The organism is Pseudomonas kitaguniensis, from assembly GCF_049199985.1.
GTDB lineage: Bacteria > Pseudomonadota > Gammaproteobacteria > Pseudomonadales > Pseudomonadaceae > Aquipseudomonas > Aquipseudomonas kitaguniensis.
The window spans coordinates 84,962-101,734 of the sequence record NZ_JBLZPT010000013.1 but is presented as its reverse complement, the minus strand read 5'-3'; the positions used below and the strand labels follow the sequence as shown (position 1 = coordinate 101,734).

10 protein-coding genes and 1 pseudogene are annotated in these 16,773 nt (G+C 59.8%); 8 read left to right on the top strand and 3 right to left on the bottom strand.

Annotated elements, in window-relative coordinates:
* Positions 1–81: 81 nt before the first annotated feature.
* The 7 genes and pseudogenes from ACOZK9_RS17195 to hemE form a co-directional block, all read left to right on the top strand.
* Positions 82–1,329 (top strand): annotated as a pseudogene (locus ACOZK9_RS17195) (type IV pilus secretin PilQ); the annotation flags it as partial.
* Between the two features lie 4 nt (positions 1,330–1,333).
* On the top strand, positions 1,334–1,852 hold the full coding sequence (aroK, locus tag ACOZK9_RS17190; protein WP_058411823.1) for a shikimate kinase AroK: 519 nt from the start codon (positions 1,334–1,336) through the stop codon (positions 1,850–1,852).
* Positions 1,853–1,974: 122 nt separating this feature from the next.
* Complete coding sequence (gene aroB / locus ACOZK9_RS17185; RefSeq protein WP_421556252.1) at positions 1,975–3,075, top strand: 3-dehydroquinate synthase; 1,101 nt, start codon at positions 1,975–1,977, stop codon at positions 3,073–3,075.
* Positions 3,076–3,085: 10 nt separating this feature from the next.
* Entirely contained in the window at positions 3,086–4,660 is a 1,575-nt protein-coding gene (locus ACOZK9_RS17180; RefSeq protein ID WP_058411821.1) for an SPOR domain-containing protein, read from the top strand.
* Between the two features lie 351 nt (positions 4,661–5,011).
* Entirely contained in the window at positions 5,012–9,457 is a 4,446-nt protein-coding gene (gene gltB, locus ACOZK9_RS17175) for a glutamate synthase large subunit (protein WP_058411820.1), read from the top strand.
* A 123-nt stretch (positions 9,458–9,580) separates the two neighbouring features.
* Complete coding sequence (locus ACOZK9_RS17170; RefSeq protein WP_058411819.1) at positions 9,581–10,999, top strand: FAD-dependent oxidoreductase; 1,419 nt, start codon at positions 9,581–9,583, stop codon at positions 10,997–10,999.
* 187 nt (positions 11,000–11,186) lie between these two features.
* On the top strand, positions 11,187–12,254 hold the full coding sequence (gene hemE, locus ACOZK9_RS17165) for a uroporphyrinogen decarboxylase (RefSeq protein WP_421556251.1): 1,068 nt from the start codon (positions 11,187–11,189) through the stop codon (positions 12,252–12,254).
* Positions 12,255–12,310: 56 nt separating this feature from the next.
* Here hemE and ACOZK9_RS17160 read toward each other — a convergent pair whose 3' ends face one another.
* The 3 genes from ACOZK9_RS17160 to ACOZK9_RS17150 form a co-directional block, all read right to left on the bottom strand.
* On the bottom strand, positions 12,311–12,949 hold the full coding sequence (locus tag ACOZK9_RS17160) for a retron system putative HNH endonuclease (RefSeq protein ID WP_122251955.1): 639 nt from the start codon (positions 12,947–12,949) through the stop codon (positions 12,311–12,313).
* Positions 12,946–14,217 carry an AAA family ATPase gene (locus ACOZK9_RS17155; RefSeq protein WP_421556250.1) on the bottom strand — a complete coding sequence of 424 codons (1,272 nt, stop codon included), beginning with the start codon at positions 14,215–14,217 and terminating at the stop codon, positions 12,946–12,948. The genes ACOZK9_RS17160 and ACOZK9_RS17155 overlap by 4 nt, the downstream gene beginning before the upstream one ends.
* A 76-nt stretch (positions 14,218–14,293) precedes the next feature.
* Positions 14,294–15,523 carry an MFS transporter gene (locus ACOZK9_RS17150; RefSeq protein ID WP_152749156.1) on the bottom strand — a complete coding sequence of 410 codons (1,230 nt, stop codon included), beginning with the start codon at positions 15,521–15,523 and terminating at the stop codon, positions 14,294–14,296.
* A 171-nt stretch (positions 15,524–15,694) separates the two neighbouring features.
* Here ACOZK9_RS17150 and ACOZK9_RS17145 point away from each other — a divergent pair, with 171 nt between their 5' ends.
* On the top strand, positions 15,695–16,588 hold the full coding sequence (locus ACOZK9_RS17145; protein ID WP_421556249.1) for a LysR family transcriptional regulator: 894 nt from the start codon (positions 15,695–15,697) through the stop codon (positions 16,586–16,588).
* Positions 16,589–16,773 lie beyond the last annotated feature (185 nt).

The window sequence follows — 16,773 nt, the reverse complement described above, 5'->3', positions numbered from 1 at the left end:
CCGATGGCTTTTGCTGTGCCTCATCGCGTGGACCTGATCCAACTGCCGCCCCCCGGCAGCGCAGGTTTGGGCGCTCCCCGCGGTGAAACGCTGAACCTTAACTTCCAGAACATCGAGTTGCGTGCGGTATTGCAGCAGATCGCCGATGTCGCCGGGCTCAACCTGGTGGCCAGCGATGAGGTGCAAGGCTCAATTACCCTGCGGCTCAAGGACGTGCCTTGGGACCAGGCGCTGGACCTGGTGTTGCAAACCAAAGGCTTGGACAAGCGCGTGACGGCGGGTGTTTTGCTGGTGGCGCCCGCCGAAGAGTTGGCCGCCCGCGAACTGCTGGTGCTTGAGTCGCGCAAGCAACTGGCTGAGTTGGCGCCACTGCGCCGGGAGCTGTTGCAAGTCAATTACGCCAAGGCAGCGGACCTGGCCAAGTTATTCCAGTCGGTGACCAGCATCGAAGGCGTGCCCGACGAGCGCGGCTCGGTGGTGGTGGATGAGCGCACCAATAACATCATCGCCTACCAGACCGGCGAGCGGCTTGAAGAGCTGCGGCGCATCGTGGCGCAGCTGGATATTCCGGTACGCCAGGTGATGATCGAGGCACGCATCGTCGAGGCCAATGTCGACTACGACAAAAGCCTCGGCGTGCGCTGGGGTGGCCGGCTCAACCGTGGTAACTGGGGCGCTGGCGGGCTTGGCAAGCCTTCGGCCGAGGGCGCTGAAGCACTGGCGAGCCCGCCCGGTTCGTCGTTTGTTGACTTGGGTTCACTCACGGGTACCGCAGGCATGGGCATCGGTTTTATCACCGACAACCTGTTGCTCGACCTGGAACTCACCGCCATGGAGAAAACCGGCAACGGTGAAATCGTCTCACAGCCCAAGGTGGTCACTTCCGACAAGGAGACCGCACGGATCCTCAAGGGCACCGAGATTCCCTATCAGGAATCCACCTCCAGGGGTGCCACTTCGGTGTCATTCAAGGAGGCCTCGCTGTCACTTGAGGTAACCCCGCAAATCACCCCTGACGGCTGGGTGTTCATGGAGGTCAAAGTCACCAAGGACGAGCCGGACTATTTGAACAAGCTCAACGACGTTCCGCCCATCAAGAAAAACGAAGTCAACGCCAAGGTGCTGGTCAAGGATGGCGAGACCATCGTCATCGGCGGGGTTTTTTCAGATACCCAAAGCAAAGTGGTAGATAAAGTGCCATTTTTGGGCGATGTGCCGTATCTTGGCCGCCTTTTCCGGCGCGATGTGCTGGCACAAAGAAAATCCGAGCTGCTGGTATTCCTGACTCCGCGTATTATGAATAACCAGGCGATTGCTGTGAGTCGTTGATTCTGTGCGAAATTTGATTCTTGTAGGACCGATGGGGGCTGGAAAAAGCACCATCGGCCGTTTGCTGGCCAAAGAGCTGCGCCTGCCATTCAAAGATTCCGACAAGGAAATTGAATTGCGCACGGGCGCCAATATCCCATGGATTTTCGATAAGGAAGGCGAGCTGGGCTTTCGCGACCGCGAGCAGGCGATGATTGCCGAGCTGTGCGGCTTCGACGGCGTGGTGTTGGCCACCGGCGGCGGCGCTGTCATGCGCGATGAAAACCGCCGGGCGCTGCATGCCGGTGGGCGCGTGGTTTACCTGCATGCGTCGGTTGAACAGCAAGTGGGCCGTACTGCCCGCGATCGCAATCGCCCGTTGCTGCGCACCGCCGACCCGGCCAAAACCCTCAAGGATCTGCTGACGCTGCGCGATCCGCTGTATCGGGAAATCGCCGATCTGGTGGTTGAAACCGATGAGCGGCCGCCACGAATGGTGGTTCTCGACATTCTCGAGCGCTTGCAGCAGTTACCACCCCGTTAAAGCCAAGCCCGAAATGCGCTATTCTCGGCGGCGCGTTATCACGGTTCGAGGTGTGGCGCAGAGCCATCAGGCGGCGTCAACTGAGCGTTGCCGATCGTACATATATCTTCACGCGGGGACACATGCAGACACTTAAGGTCGATCTAGGCGAGCGCAGCTACCCAATCCATATTGGCGAAGGTCTGTTGGACCTGCCCGAGTTGCTTGCGCCGCATATTGCCGGTCGGCAAGTGGCGATCATCTCCAACGAAACGGTCGCGCCGCTGTACCTTGAGCGTCTGAGCCGCAGCCTGGCGGCGTACTCGGTGATTTCGGTGATCTTGCCTGACGGCGAAGCCCACAAGAACTGGGAAACCCTGCAACTGATATTTGATGGCCTGCTGACTGCGCGCCATGACCGTCGTACCACCGTGGTCGCCTTGGGCGGCGGTGTGATCGGCGACATGGCCGGTTTTGCCGCCGCCTGTTACCAGCGTGGCGTGGACTTTATCCAGGTGCCGACCACCTTGTTGTCTCAGGTCGATTCGTCGGTGGGCGGCAAAACCGGCATCAACCACCCGTTGGGCAAGAACATGGTTGGCGCGTTTTACCAGCCGCAAGCCGTACTGATCGATACCGCTACCCTCAAGACCCTGCCGCCGCGCGAGCTGTCGGCGGGTCTGGCCGAGGTGATCAAGTACGGGCTGATCTGCGACGAGCCGTTTTTGACCTGGCTCGAAGCGGATGTGGACGCGCTGCGCGCCCTCGACCAAGTGGCGCTGACCGAAGCGATTTCGCGCTCCTGCGCCGCCAAGGCGCTGGTAGTGAATGCCGATGAACGTGAATCCGGCGTACGCGCCACGCTCAACTTGGGCCACACCTTCGGCCATGCGATCGAAACGCACATGGGCTATGGTGTGTGGCTGCATGGCGAGGCCGTCGCGGCTGGCACGGTGATGGCATTGGAGATGTCGCAACGCTTGGGCTGGATCAGCGCGCAAGAGCGGGATCGCGGTATCCGTCTGTTCCAGCGCGCCGGTTTGCCGGTTATTCCGCCCTCGGCAATGACTGAGGCGGATTTTCTCGAACATATGGCAATAGACAAGAAAGTGATCGACGGTCGACTGCGACTGGTGCTGCTGCGCCACATTGGCGAAGCTGTGGTGACCGACGATTATCCGAAAGAGATTTTACAGGCTACGCTGGGAGCGGATTACCGCGCCCTGGCCCAGCTGAAAGGTTAATAAGATCCCGATGACTAGTTTGCATGCCGACGAGGCGTTCCTCGGCCATTACCAGTTAAGCCACGACCCATTCGCTCCACGGGTGCCTGGTTTCAAATTTTTCCCTGCCCAGCGCAAGCCGGTGCTTGGCCAATTGCACCATCTGGCGCGTTACAGCCAGCTGTTGCTGGTGGTCACCGGCCCATTGGGCAGCGGCAAGACCTTGCTGCGCCAGGCGCTGGTTGCCAGCACCAATAAGCAATCGGTACAGAGCGTGGTGGTGTCGGCACGCGGTGCCGGTGATGCGGCAGGCGTGTTGCGCCAAGTGGCGCAGGCGCTGAACGTCGCCACCGCCGAGCCGAACGCTATCCTCAAGCAAGTGGTGCAGTTGGGCCTGACCGGTCAGGAAGTCTACCTGCTGGTGGACGACGCCGAGCAGCTCGACGAATCCGCCCTGGAAGCGTTGCTGGCGTTGGCGGCGGGTACGCCGGAAGGTCGCCCGCACGTGTTCCTGTTTGGTGAGTCGTCGTTAATCGCCGATCTGGAGCAGATCAGCGGTGATCAGGAGCTGTTTCACGTCATCGAACTGCAGCCGTACGAAGAGGAAGAAACCCGCGAATACCTGGCTCAACGCCTCGAAGGCGCAGGCGCTGGCATCGAACTTTTCTCCGCTTCGCAGATCTCTGATATTCACGAAAGCTCCGACGGTTGGCCTGGCACCATCAACCAGGTCGCTCGCGATGCCTTGATCGAAGCCATGATTGCCAGCCGTTCTGCGGTTAAGCGTCCAAAGATGGGGTTTACTATGCCTAAGAAGCACGTATTGGCTATTTCCGCCGTTGTTGTGGTCGCTGTCGCCGCCGCCTGGTTGATTCCAGGTCGCAGCAAAGCGCCCACCACGGCCGGCGCGCCAACCGAACAGGCGCAGTTGCCACTGGGCAAGCCCACGCCAAATGTCGAATTCGCCAACTCCGGCCAACCGACCAACCTGCCGATGGTCGGCCAACCCGTGATGCGCGGCCCGCTCGCCGAAGAAGCCGGTGGCATTGCCGAAGGCGATGACGGCGTGCCGGTTGAAGGCTCCAGCGCCACCCCGCCGACGGTTACCACCACCGCGCCACCTGCCGGCGTACCGGCTGGCCCGGCGGCGACTGCCGCTGCCAAACCCGCGCCGACGCCGACACCGGCGCCCACTGTCGCCACCGCCAAGCCTGCGCCTGTGACCAAACCGGTCGCACCTGCGCCAGCCGCCAAACCCGCCCCGGCGGCCAAGCCTGCTGAAAAACCGGCCGCCACCGTTGCCAAGGCTGGCGCTGCCGGCAGCAGCTGGTACGCCAGCCAACCGACCGGCAACTTCGTGGTGCAGATCCTCGGCACCAGCTCCGAAGCCAACGCTCAGGCGTTCGTGAAAGAGCAGGGCGGCGAGTACCGTTATTTCAAGAAAGTGCTCAACGGCAAGCCTCTCTACGTGATCACCTACGGCAATTTCTCCAGCCGTGCAGCAGCCGATTCCGCCATCAAGGCCTTGCCAGCGAAGGTTCAGGCTGGTAAACCTTGGCCTCGCACTGTCGCCAGCGTCCAACAGGAACTGGCAACAACTCGCTGAAGATTCGGCGGCCTTACCCAGGCCGCCTCTCCCGGCACCTCAAGAAAACCGCAAGTGCGTGCTGCCCTCAAGGCCGCGCGCTTTGTAGTGTCTGCGTCACAGTAGCTATTGAGTCGTAGCAGTCAAAATTAAAAAGGTTTTGACTAGCACAGCATATCGCTTTAAACCTTTCATAAATGCGACATACATTTGCGACATTTCGTCGCTAAATTTGTGAGCCTAAGTGTCGGTGTGTACAATGACCTCCCTTTTGCCCCCGCCAAGCCGGCAGACGTTCGGCGCGGAAGGTAACCGGTTGAATTGAAAAGAAATTTGTCTCGAAATAAGAGGCAGCCTGGTGAGAAAGTGTCTATGAAAGCAGGTCTGTACCAACCCGATGAATTCAAGGATAACTGCGGTTTCGGCCTGATTGCCCACATGCAGGGCGAGCCCAGTCATACCCTTTTACAAACGGCCGTCGAGGCCCTGACCTGCATGACCCACCGCGGTGGGATCAACGCCGATGGCAAGACCGGTGACGGTTGCGGCTTGCTGATTCAAAAGCCCGACCAGTTCCTGCGCGCTGTTGCTAAAGAGCAATTTGCTGTCGACCTGCCCAAGCAGTACGCCGTGGGCATGGTGTTCTTCAACCAGGACCCGGTTAAAGCGCAAGCCGCTCGCGAGAACATGAACCGCGAGATCCTGGCTGCCGGCCTGCAACTGGTGGGCTGGCGCAAAGTGCCGATCGACACCAGCGTGCTTGGCCGCCTGGCCCTGGAGCGCCTGCCGCAGATCGAACAAGTGTTTATTGCAGGTGACGGCCTGAGCGACCAGGACATGGCGATCAAGCTGTTTACCTCGCGTCGTCGCTCGTCGGTGTCCAACGCAGCCGACGCCGACCACTACATCTGCAGCTTTTCGCACAAGACCATCATTTATAAAGGCCTGATGATGCCGGCGGATTTGACCGCCTTCTATCCAGACCTGAGCGATGAGCGCCTGCAAACCGCCATTTGCGTGTTCCACCAGCGCTTCTCCACCAATACCCTGCCGAAATGGCCGCTGGCTCAGCCATTCCGTTTCCTCGCCCACAACGGCGAGATCAACACCATCACCGGCAACCGCAACTGGGCCGTGGCCCGACGCACCAAGTTCGCCAACGATTTGATGGACCTCGAAGAACTCGGCCCGCTGGTTAACCGCGTGGGTTCCGACTCCTCAAGCATGGACAACATGCTTGAGCTGATGGTCACTGGCGGCATCGACCTGTTCCGTGGCGTGCGCATGATCATTCCGCCTGCGTGGCAGAACGTCGAGACCATGGACCCGGACCTGCGGGCGTTCTATGAATACAACTCGATGCACATGGAACCGTGGGACGGCCCGGCCGGCGTGGTAATGACCGACGGCCGCTACGCGGTGTGCCTGCTCGACCGTAACGGTCTGCGCCCGGCGCGTTGGGTCACCACCACCAACGGTTTCATCACCCTGGCGTCGGAAATCGGCGTTTGGGACTACAAGCCTGAAGACGTTATCGCCAAAGGCCGTGTAGGGCCTGGCCAGATCCTGGCCGTGGACACCGAAACCGGGCAGATCCTCGACACGGACGCCATCGACAACCGCTTGAAGTCGCGTCACCCGTACAAGCAATGGCTGCGCAAGAACGCTTTGCGCATCCAGGCGACCATGGAAGACAACGACCACGGTTCGGCTTTTTATGACGTGGACCAGCTCAAGCAGTACATGAAGATGTACCAGGTCACGTTCGAGGAGCGCGACCAAGTGCTGCGCCCGCTCGGCGAGCAAGGCTACGAGGCTGTCGGCTCGATGGGCGATGACACGCCAATGGCCGTGCTGTCCCAGCGCGTGCGCACGCCGTACGACTACTTCCGCCAGCAATTTGCGCAGGTCACCAACCCGCCGATTGACCCGCTGCGTGAAGCCATCGTGATGTCGCTGGAAGTGTGCCTCGGTGCCGAGCGCAACATCTTCCAGGAATCGCCGGAGCACGCGTCCCGCGTGATCCTCAGTTCGCCGGTTATTTCGCCAGCCAAGTGGCGTTCGTTGATGACCCTGGAACGCCCGGGCTTCGACCGCCAGATCATCGACCTGAACTACGACGAAAGCCTCGGCCTTGAAGCCGCTGTGCGCAACGTCGCCGATCAGGCCGAAGAAGCGGTGCGCGCCGGTCGTACTCAAATCGTACTGACCGACCGCCACATTGCCCCAGGCAAACTGCCGATCCACGCCTCTTTGGCCACCGGCGCGGTGCACCACCGCCTGACCGAAAAAGGCCTGCGCTGCGACTCCAACATCCTTGTGGAAACCGCCACCGCCCGCGACCCGCACCACTTTGCGGTGCTGATCGGCTTCGGCGCCTCGGCGGTTTACCCGTTCCTGGCGTACGAAGTGCTGGGTGACCTGATCCGTACCGGCGAAGTGCTCGGCGACCTTTATGAGGTGTTCAAGAACTACCGCAAGGGCATCACCAAGGGCCTGTTGAAGATCCTCTCGAAGATGGGCATCTCCACCGTTACCTCGTACCGTGGCGCGCAGTTGTTCGAGGCTATCGGCCTGTCCGAAGAAGTCTGCGAGCTGAGCTTCCGTGGCGTGCCGAGCCGCATCAAGGGCGCGCGTTTCGTCGACCTCGAAGCCGAACAAAAAGCCCTGGCGGCCGAAGCCTGGAGCGCGCGCAAGCCGATCCAGCAAGGCGGCCTGCTCAAGTTCGTGCACGGTGGCGAATACCACGCGTACAACCCCGACGTGGTCAGCACCCTGCAAGCCGCTGTGCAGCAGGGCGACTACGCCAAGTTCAAGGAATACACCGCGCTGGTGGATAACCGCCCGGTGTCGATGATCCGCGATATGTTCAAGGTCAAAACCCTCGACACGCCGCTGGCGATCAGCGAAATCGAACCGCTGGAATCAATCCTCAAGCGTTTCGACTCCGCGGGTATTTCCCTGGGCGCGTTGTCGCCCGAGGCTCACGAAGCCCTGGCCGAAGCCATGAACCGCCTGGGTGCGCGTTCCAACTCCGGCGAAGGCGGTGAAGACCCGGCGCGCTACGGCACCATCAAAAGCTCGAAAATCAAGCAGGTCGCGACCGGCCGTTTCGGTGTAACCCCCGAATACCTGGTCAACGCCGAAGTGCTGCAGATCAAAGTCGCGCAGGGCGCCAAGCCCGGCGAAGGCGGGCAACTGCCTGGCGGCAAGGTCAACGGTTTGATCGCCAAACTGCGTTATGCAGTCCCCGGCGTGACCCTGATTTCGCCACCGCCGCACCACGACATCTACTCGATTGAAGACCTGTCGCAGCTGATTTTCGACTTGAAACAAGTCAACCCGCAGGCGCTGGTCTCGGTGAAACTGGTCGCAGAAGCCGGCGTGGGCACCATCGCCGCCGGTGTGGCCAAGGCCTATGCCGACCTGATCACCATTTCGGGCTACGACGGCGGCACTGGCGCTTCGCCGCTGACCTCGATCAAATACGCGGGCGCACCGTGGGAACTCGGCCTGGCTGAAACTCACCAGACCCTGCGCGGCAACGACCTGCGCGGCAAGGTGCGGGTGCAAACCGACGGCGGCCTGAAAACCGGCCTCGACGTGATCAAGGCCGCGATCCTCGGCGCCGAAAGCTTCGGCTTCGGCACTGCGCCAATGATCGCGCTGGGCTGCAAATACCTGCGCATCTGCCACCTGAACAACTGCGCCACCGGCGTCGCGACGCAGAACGAAAAGCTGCGCAAGGATCACTACATCGGCACCGTCGACATGGTGGTGAACTTCTTCACCTACGTCGCCGAAGAAACCCGTGAGTGGCTGGCCAAGCTGGGCGTGCGTTCGCTGGAAGAACTGATCGGCCGCACCGACCTGCTCGACATCCTTCAAGGCCAGACCGCCAAGCAACAGCACTTGGACCTGACGCCGCTGTTGGGCAGCGATCACATCCCGGCCGACAAGCCACAATTCTGCCAGGTGGAGCGCAACCCACCGTTCGACAAAGGCCTGTTGGCCGAGAAGATGGTCGACATGGCCAGCTCCTCGATCAATGACGCCAGCGGCGGCGAATTCGCGCTGGATATTTGCAACTGCGACCGCTCCATCGGCGCACGTATCTCCGGCGAAATCGCGCGCAAGCACGGCAACCAGGGCATGGCCAAGGCGCCGATCACGTTCCGCTTCAAGGGCACTGCGGGCCAGAGTTTTGGCGTGTGGAACGCCGGCGGCCTGCACATGTACCTGGAAGGTGACGCCAACGACTACGTGGGCAAGGGCATGACCGGCGGCAAGCTGGTGATCGTTCCGCCAGCGGGCAGCGTTTACAAGTCACAAGACAGCGCGATTATCGGCAACACCTGCTTGTACGGCGCCACCGGTGGCAAGCTGTTTGCCGCGGGTACGGCCGGTGAGCGTTTCGCCGTGCGTAACTCCGGTGCCCACACCGTGGTGGAAGGCACTGGCGATCACTGCTGCGAGTACATGACCGGCGGTTTTGTCGCGGTACTCGGCAAGACCGGTTACAACTTCGGTTCGGGCATGACCGGCGGTTTCGCCTACGTGCTCGACCAGGACAACACCTTCGTCGACAAGGTCAACCACGAGTTGGTCGAGATCCAGCGGATCAGCGGCGAAGCCATGGAATCCTACCGGAACCACTTGCAGCACGTGCTGGACGAGTACGTCGAGGAAACCGGCAGCGAATGGGGGCGTAACCTCGCCGAAAACCTGGACGACTACCTGCGTCGTTTCTGGCTGGTCAAGCCCAAGGCTGCCAACCTGAAATCGTTGCTTTCCAGCATCCGTGCCAACCCGCAATAAGGGCAGTTGCAAGCGGCGAGCTTCAAGCCGCAAGTTAGATGCAGTGCGCGGTGTGCCGGTTAATGTGATTTTCTTGCAGCTTCAAGCTTGCCGCTTGGAGCTGTCGTGTAAGAGGTTTTGAAGATGGGCGAACGTCTCAATAACGACTTCCAATTCATCGATGTCGGGCGCAAAGATCCGAAGAAGAAACTGTTGCGTCAACGCAAAAAAGAGTTCGTGGAAATCTACGAACCCTTCAAACCCCAGCACTCGGCCGACCAGGCCCACCGCTGCCTGGGGTGCGGTAACCCGTATTGCGAATGGAAGTGCCCGGTGCACAACTTCATTCCCAATTGGCTGAAACTGGTGGCCGAGGGCAACATCCTCGCGGCCGCCGAGCTGTCGCACCAGACCAACACCTTGCCGGAAGTGTGCGGCCGCGTTTGCCCGCAGGACCGTCTGTGTGAGGGCGCTTGCACGCTCAATGACGGTTTTGGCGCAGTGACTATCGGCTCGGTGGAGAAGTACATCACCGACACCGCGTTCGCCATGGGCTGGCGCCCGGACATGTCCAAGGTCAAGCCGACCGGCAAACGCGTCGCGATCATTGGCGCAGGCCCGGCGGGTTTGGGCTGTGCCGACGTGCTGGTGCGCGGCGGCGTGACCCCGGTGGTGTTCGACAAGAACCCGGAAATCGGCGGCTTGCTGACCTTCGGCATCCCCGAGTTCAAGCTGGAAAAAACCGTACTGAGCAACCGTCGTGAAGTGTTCACCGGCATGGGCATCGAGTTCCGCCTGAACACCGAGATCGGCAAAGACGTGACCATGGAGCAACTGCTCGCCGAATACGATGCCGTGTTCATGGGCATGGGCACCTACACCTACATGAAGGGCGGCTTTGCCGGTGAGGATTTGCCGGGCGTGTATGACGCGCTCGACTACTTGATCGCCAACGTCAACCGCAACCTGGGCTTTGAAAAGGCGCCGGAAGATTTCGTCGACATGAAAGGCAAAAAGGTCGTGGTGCTGGGCGGTGGTGACACCGCGATGGACTGCAACCGCACCTCGATTCGCCAGGGCGCCAAGTCGGTGATCTGTGCGTACCGTCGTGACGAAGCCAACATGCCGGGCTCGCGCAAAGAGGTAAAGAACGCCAAGGAAGAAGGCGTGCGATTCCTCTACAACCGCCAGCCGATCGCTATCGTCGGTGAAGACCGCGTCGAAGGCGTGAAGGTGGTCGAGACGCGTCTCGGCGAGCCGGACGCGCGTGGCCGCCGCAGCCCTGAGCCGATTCCGGGCTCCGAAGAGATCATCCCGGCAGACGCCGTGGTCATCGCTTTCGGTTTCCGCCCAAGCCCGGCGCCGTGGTTCGGGCAGTTCGAGATCCAGACCGACAGCCAGGGCCGCGTCGTCGCCCCGGAACAAGGCCAGTACAAGCACCAGACCAGCAACCCGAAAATCTTCGCCGGTGGCGATATGGTTCGTGGTTCTGACCTGGTGGTGACGGCGATCTTCGAAGGCCGCAATGCCGCCGAAGGCATCCTCGATTACCTGGGCGTCTGACGACGCCAGCGGTAAGCTTCAAGCAATTAGCTGCAAGCTAGAAGCCTCGATGCTTGGGGCTTGCAGCTTGAAACTTGGCGCTGCTTTTATGCGACAAATCGACCCGATAGACAAAAGGCACGGCGCATACCGTGCCTTTTGCTTCGCGCTCTGAGAAAATGCCCGCACTTTTTTTGCGGATGCCGACATGACTGCCCTCAAGAACGACCGTTTCCTTCGTGCCCTGCTCAAGCAACCCGTAGACGTCACGCCCGTGTGGATGATGCGTCAAGCCGGTCGCTACCTGCCGGAATACCGCGCCAGTCGCGCCCATGCCGGCGACTTCATGAGCCTGTGCATGAACCCTGCGTTCGCCTGCGAAGTCACGATGCAGCCGCTGGACCGCTATCCACAACTGGACGCGGCCATTCTGTTCTCCGATATTCTCACCATCCCTGACGCCATGGGCCAAGGCCTGTACTTTGAGACCGGCGAAGGCCCGCGTTTCAGGAAGGTCGTCAGCACCCTGGCCGATATCGAAGCCCTGCCGATCCCCGACCCGCACAAAGACCTCGGCTACGTGATGGACGCCGTCAGCACCATCCGCCGCGAACTCAACGGCCGCGTGCCGCTGATCGGCTTCTCCGGCAGCCCATGGACCCTGGCCACCTACATGGTCGAAGGCGGCTCGTCGAAAGACTTCCGCAAGACCAAGGCCATGCTCTACGACAACCCGCAAGCCATGCACCTGCTGCTGGACAAGCTGGCGCAGTCGGTCACCAGCTACCTCAACGGCCAGATCATGGCCGGCGCGCAAGCGGTGCAGATTTTCGACACGTGGGGCGGCAACCTGTCGGCGGCGGCGTACCAGGAGTTCTCCCTGGCTTACATGCGCAAAATCGTCAGCGGCCTGATCCGCGAACACGAAGGCCGCAAAGTGCCGGTGATCCTGTTCACCAAAGGCGGCGGCCTGTGGCTGGAAAGCATCGCCGGCGCCGGTGCTGACGCGCTCGGCCTGGACTGGACCTGCGACATCGGCGAAGCCCGCCGCCGCGTCGGCAACCAGGTTGCGTTGCAAGGCAACATGGACCCGACCGTGCTCTACGCCAAGCCGGAAGCGATCCGCAGCGAAGTCGGGCGTATTCTCGAAAGCTACGGCAAAGGCAGTGGCCACGTGTTCAACCTCGGCCACGGCATCACGCCAGAAGTGAACCCGGAGCATGCCGGCGCGTTCCTGCGCGCGGTGCATGAGCTGTCGGCGCAGTATCACGAGTGATTGCAGCCCTATCAAAAACGCCCGGCTAATGCCGGGCGTTTTTGTTTGGGTTGGTTTTAGTGTCCGAGGAGTTGTTCTGCATAGCGAGCAACGACGTGGTCGAACGCTTCGTATTGACCACTGAGGGGCTGACGCGAACGCTGAATGATGGTCTCCAACTCTTCCATCGTGAAATCAGCCAGAAAGGCGTTGTCGAAAATACCTTCCAGTTTCTCCTTGCGGCGGCTGTTAAGGAACTCAATATCCAGTGCAAGCAGATTGATCATGCTCTCGGCAGGTGAGTCGTCATTGCCTTTAATCTCACCTAACAAGGTGAATTTGAATCGATTCTCGCAGTCATCCTCTAGCGGAGATATGTGGGTGTCCTCGCAGAAGTCGCTTTTTTTGCTGTGACCGCAGTGGGCGGGCTTGGGCGTTTCTGTCTCACCTTGGCAAGATGCGTGAAGGTTTATATATTCCAGACCCAGGTGCCTAAAGTGTTTCTGGGGTCGGAAGTGCTCTATGTGGCTGGAGTCCAGTGTGATTTTGTCGCCGCAATAACAGCACGCATAACCTTGTTCGTTGAGCAGGCTGGTGTGCAGTTGCTTTTTCTGTGGGTGCTTAAGATCGCGATAAGTGGGCGTCCACTGCTCATTTTCTAATGCTTTCCACTCGGTAAATGATACGGGTTCAGTTCCTTTGATAACGCGTTTCATCGACCAATCATCTCCTTGCGCTTGAGGAGCGCTTCAGCTCTGAGGAACTCCGGAAGACCGGGCGCTTTTGTTCTGAGCGTCTGAAGTTGAGTCTTGGCTTTTTGAAGGTCGTTGTCTTCGATTGTGCTGAACAGTTCGCTAAGGAGCATTTCTATTTCCGGCTCTCGTTCGGATACACCCATGACTTCTTCGAGTACCCGGCTGGAGTCGAGTCCGTACGTAACTCGTGGGTGTGAGCTATCACCGCGGTCTAAAAGCATGACCTCCTCAGGCCTCAGACTACCGATGATTTGCGGTGAGTGGCTGGCGGCGATGAATTGCACATTGGGAAATGCGGCCTTCAGGGCTTGAACGATACTGCGCTGCCAAGCGGGATGCAGGTGAATATCCAATTCATCAATAACCACAATGCCCGAGGTATCTTTCAGCACGTTCTTACCGAGGTGTGGGTTAAGAATGCACATGCGGCGGGCAATGTCGGCGAAGAGCGCAATCATTCCACGTTGACCATCACTGAGTTCGTAGAATGGAAGGGTGTTGTTGCCTGAAAGATTGATCAGGAGGCTTTGAAGCCTTATGTCATAACGCAAGCCTTGCGCGTCTGGAACCGCGAATTGTATGGCTTGGTTAACCCACGCAAGTTCGTCATCAAATTCCACAGGCGCGGTTTTCGTGTCCAAAAGGTCTTGCATGCGTTCGAGGGTTCGCCCAATCAACCAACCTTCAAAGTCTTTCAAGTCGGTAACGGCATCGAACCAATTGTTGTAGCCGTCGAATCGGGATACGCGTTGTTGCGCAGCAAACTCGGCAGACACGTTGGCACTCTTCCAGTGGCGATTAGCACGATAAAACGCCAGTACCGGCAGGTCCACATTCACAGCAAGATTGATGCTGGTTCTTACGAGCTGAATTTGAGCATCGACGTTAGAGTCGACAAGATAAGGGCCTGTTTCTCCAGCGTGCGCCAGCTTCCACTCAGTCGCTTTGAAAATATTGCCTTTTGCTGCTATTCGAACAGGGTCAATGCGTTCGAGTCGTGTACGGCCATTTACACTGTCGATCACGAACCGAATATCTTTTGTTTGCAGGCAGGGTTGTTCTGCACGTACAAGTTTGCCAAATTCGAAAAATGAAACCGCCACCGCCTGCAACAACGAAGTCTTGCCGCTCCCATTAACCCCCACCACCAGGTTAAACCCCGGCTGAAAGTTAAAAGTGGCATCTTCGTAGCAACGAAAATTCTGAATATGAAGCTGGTCCAGGCGCATTCTGGCTTTCCTTTACCAAGACTGACGAATGCCGTCAGTGTACCTTGGCCCGTCAGAACCGCCAGAGGCGCAGGTGTTACTGGCTTTTGGCGTGCCCCAATGGCGCCAATTTCGCCAGCTTCAACGCCACCAGCAGCGCACCGATCAACAGCGCCACGATAAACCCGCCAATTCCGTTCCAGCCGGCAAAATGCCAGAAGAACCCGCCCGCTGTACCGGCAATGCTTGACCCCGCGTAGTAGCAGAACAGGTACAACGACGAGGCCTGGCCCTTGGCTTTCAGCGCGCGGCGGCCGATCCAACTGCTGGCAACCGAGTGGGCGGCGAAGAAGCCAAAGGTGAAGATCAGCATGCCGGGCACCACCAGCCATAGCGGCCTGAACAGCGTCAGGGCGATGCCTGCGAGCATCAACACGATGGTGGCCCAGAGTACGCGGCGGCGGCCGAGGCGGTCGGCCAGCGAGCCGATTTTTGCCGAGCTGTAGATGCCCGACAGGTACACCAGCGAGAGCAGGCCGACCACCGCTTGGCTCAATTCATAAGGCGAGGCCAGCAGGCGATAGCCGATGTAGTTGAACAGCGTGACGAACGCGCCCATCAACAGAAACGCTTCGAGGAACAACCACGGCAGGCCTGCGTCCTTGAAGTGCATCACGAAGCCTTCCACCAGGCTGCGTGGTTTGAGGCTGCTGGCGCGGAAGTTGCGCGACTCGGGGAGGATTTTCCAGAACACCGTGGCCGCGATCAGTGCCAGGGCGCCGATGATCAGCGTCGCGGTGTGCCAACTGACAAAGTCGATCAGCACGCCCATGATCAAGCGCCCGCTCATGCCGCCAATCGCGTTGCCGCCGATGTACAGGCCCATGGCCAGGCCAATATGTTGCGGATGAATCTCTTCGCTCAGGTAAGTCATCGCCACCGCGGCCAAGCCGCTTAAAGACAGGCCGACCAGCGCGCGCATCAGCAGAATCCCTTCCCACGTCGGCATCAAACCGCTGGCGATGGTCGCCAGCGCCGCGCAGAACAGCGCCGCAACCATCACCGGTTTGCGCCCGAGTGTGTCGGAAACCGGCCCGGTGATCAGCAAACCCAGCGCGAGCATCGCTGTAGCCACCGACAGGATCAGGCTGCTTTGCGCCGCATTGATGGAAAACTCATGGGACAGCGCCGGCATCATCGGCTGCACGCAATACAGCAGGGCAAAGGTAGCGAACCCACCGGAGAACAGCGCCAGCACTGTGCGCATGAACATCGGTGTGCCTTTTTCGATGTACTCCTCGTTGAGCTGGGCCACCACCTCATCCAGGGCGGTAGGCGGGACTTCTTGAGCAAAGGGCGCGACAGCAGATTTCACAAGGACCTCGGGGAGGGAAAGCCTGCCAGGACTGGCAATGGAAAAAGAATATAGCTGCCTAATGATTCTTTCCAATATATTGTTCGACCTGTTTGAGAGCTTTTACGACCTAATGGAGTTTGCATGGAATTACGTCACCTGCGGTACTTCATTGCCGTCGCCGAAGAACTGCATTTCGGTCGCGCCGCGCAGGTGCTGGGCATCTCGCAACCGCCGTTGAGCCAGCAGATTCAAGCGCTGGAACGGGAAGTGGGTGCGCGGTTATTTGAGCGCACCAATCGTCGGGTTGAACTGAGCGAAGCCGGGCGACTGTTCCTGCAAGAGGCACGGCTGGTGCTGGCTCAAGTCGATAAAGCGGCGGACGTGGCGCGTCGCGCGCAGTTGGGCGAACTGGGCGAATTGAAGATCGGCTTCACCTCGTCGGCGCCGTTCAACGCGAGCATTCCGCAGGCGATCTTCGCGTTTCGCCAGGCGTTCCCGGCGGTGCACCTGAACCTGCAGGAGATGAGCAGCACGGAAGTCGCCGAGTCGCTGGTGGATGAGTCGATTCAAGTCGGCTTGATGCGCCCGCTGCCATTGCCGGATTCGCTGAGCGTGGTTGAGCTGATGCGCGAACCTTTGGTCGCGGTACTCAGCGCCGGTCACCCCTTGGTGGCGGGCGGTGAGCGCGGCTTGCACCTGGCGCAACTGGCTGAGGAGCCGTTTGTATTTTTCCCGCGCAGCTACGGCAGCGGCCTGTACGCGCAGCTGATCAACCTGGCACGCGACGCTGGCTTCAGCCCGCACTTCGCCCAGGAAGCCGGCGAGGCCATGACGATTATCGGGCTGGTGGCAGCGGGTTTGGGCGTGTCGGTGTTGCCGGCGTCTTATCAGCGCATACGCATTGATGGCGTGGTGTATCGCACTTTGCTCGACCAGGAGGCGGTAACGTCGGTATGGCTGGTGCAGCGCAAAGGCGCGCAAACGCCGATGGCCAACGCGTTTGTGGACCTGTTGACGCGCAAAGCCACTCAGTAAAGCCCGGCGATCAGGCGTGCTTCTGTGGCGAGCTAGCAAGCCCGCTCGCCACAGTTTATTGTGTATGTAGAAAAAATAAGCGGCGCTTTGCCACCGATTGCAGGCGGTCTGTTTTCCGACTCACTGCGATCCTCAGTTTTGCTTCGCGGTGCCTGTTCGCTCAACCCACTCATTCGTGCCATTGC

Coding starts and splice junctions, on each gene's coding strand:
- ACOZK9_RS17180 (WP_058411821.1), top strand. CDS start 3,086: ATGACTAGTTTGCATGCCGACGAGGCGTTCCTCGGCCATTACCAGTTA.
- ACOZK9_RS17160 (WP_122251955.1), bottom strand. CDS start 12,949: ATGAAACGCGTTATCAAAGGAACTGAACCCGTATCATTTACCGAGTGG.
- hemE (WP_421556251.1), top strand. CDS start 11,187: ATGACTGCCCTCAAGAACGACCGTTTCCTTCGTGCCCTGCTCAAGCAA.
- aroB (WP_421556252.1), top strand. CDS start 1,975: ATGCAGACACTTAAGGTCGATCTAGGCGAGCGCAGCTACCCAATCCAT.
- gltB (WP_058411820.1), top strand. CDS start 5,012: ATGAAAGCAGGTCTGTACCAACCCGATGAATTCAAGGATAACTGCGGT.
- ACOZK9_RS17155 (WP_421556250.1), bottom strand. CDS start 14,217: ATGCGCCTGGACCAGCTTCATATTCAGAATTTTCGTTGCTACGAAGAT.
- ACOZK9_RS17170 (WP_058411819.1), top strand. CDS start 9,581: ATGGGCGAACGTCTCAATAACGACTTCCAATTCATCGATGTCGGGCGC.
- ACOZK9_RS17145 (WP_421556249.1), top strand. CDS start 15,695: ATGGAATTACGTCACCTGCGGTACTTCATTGCCGTCGCCGAAGAACTG.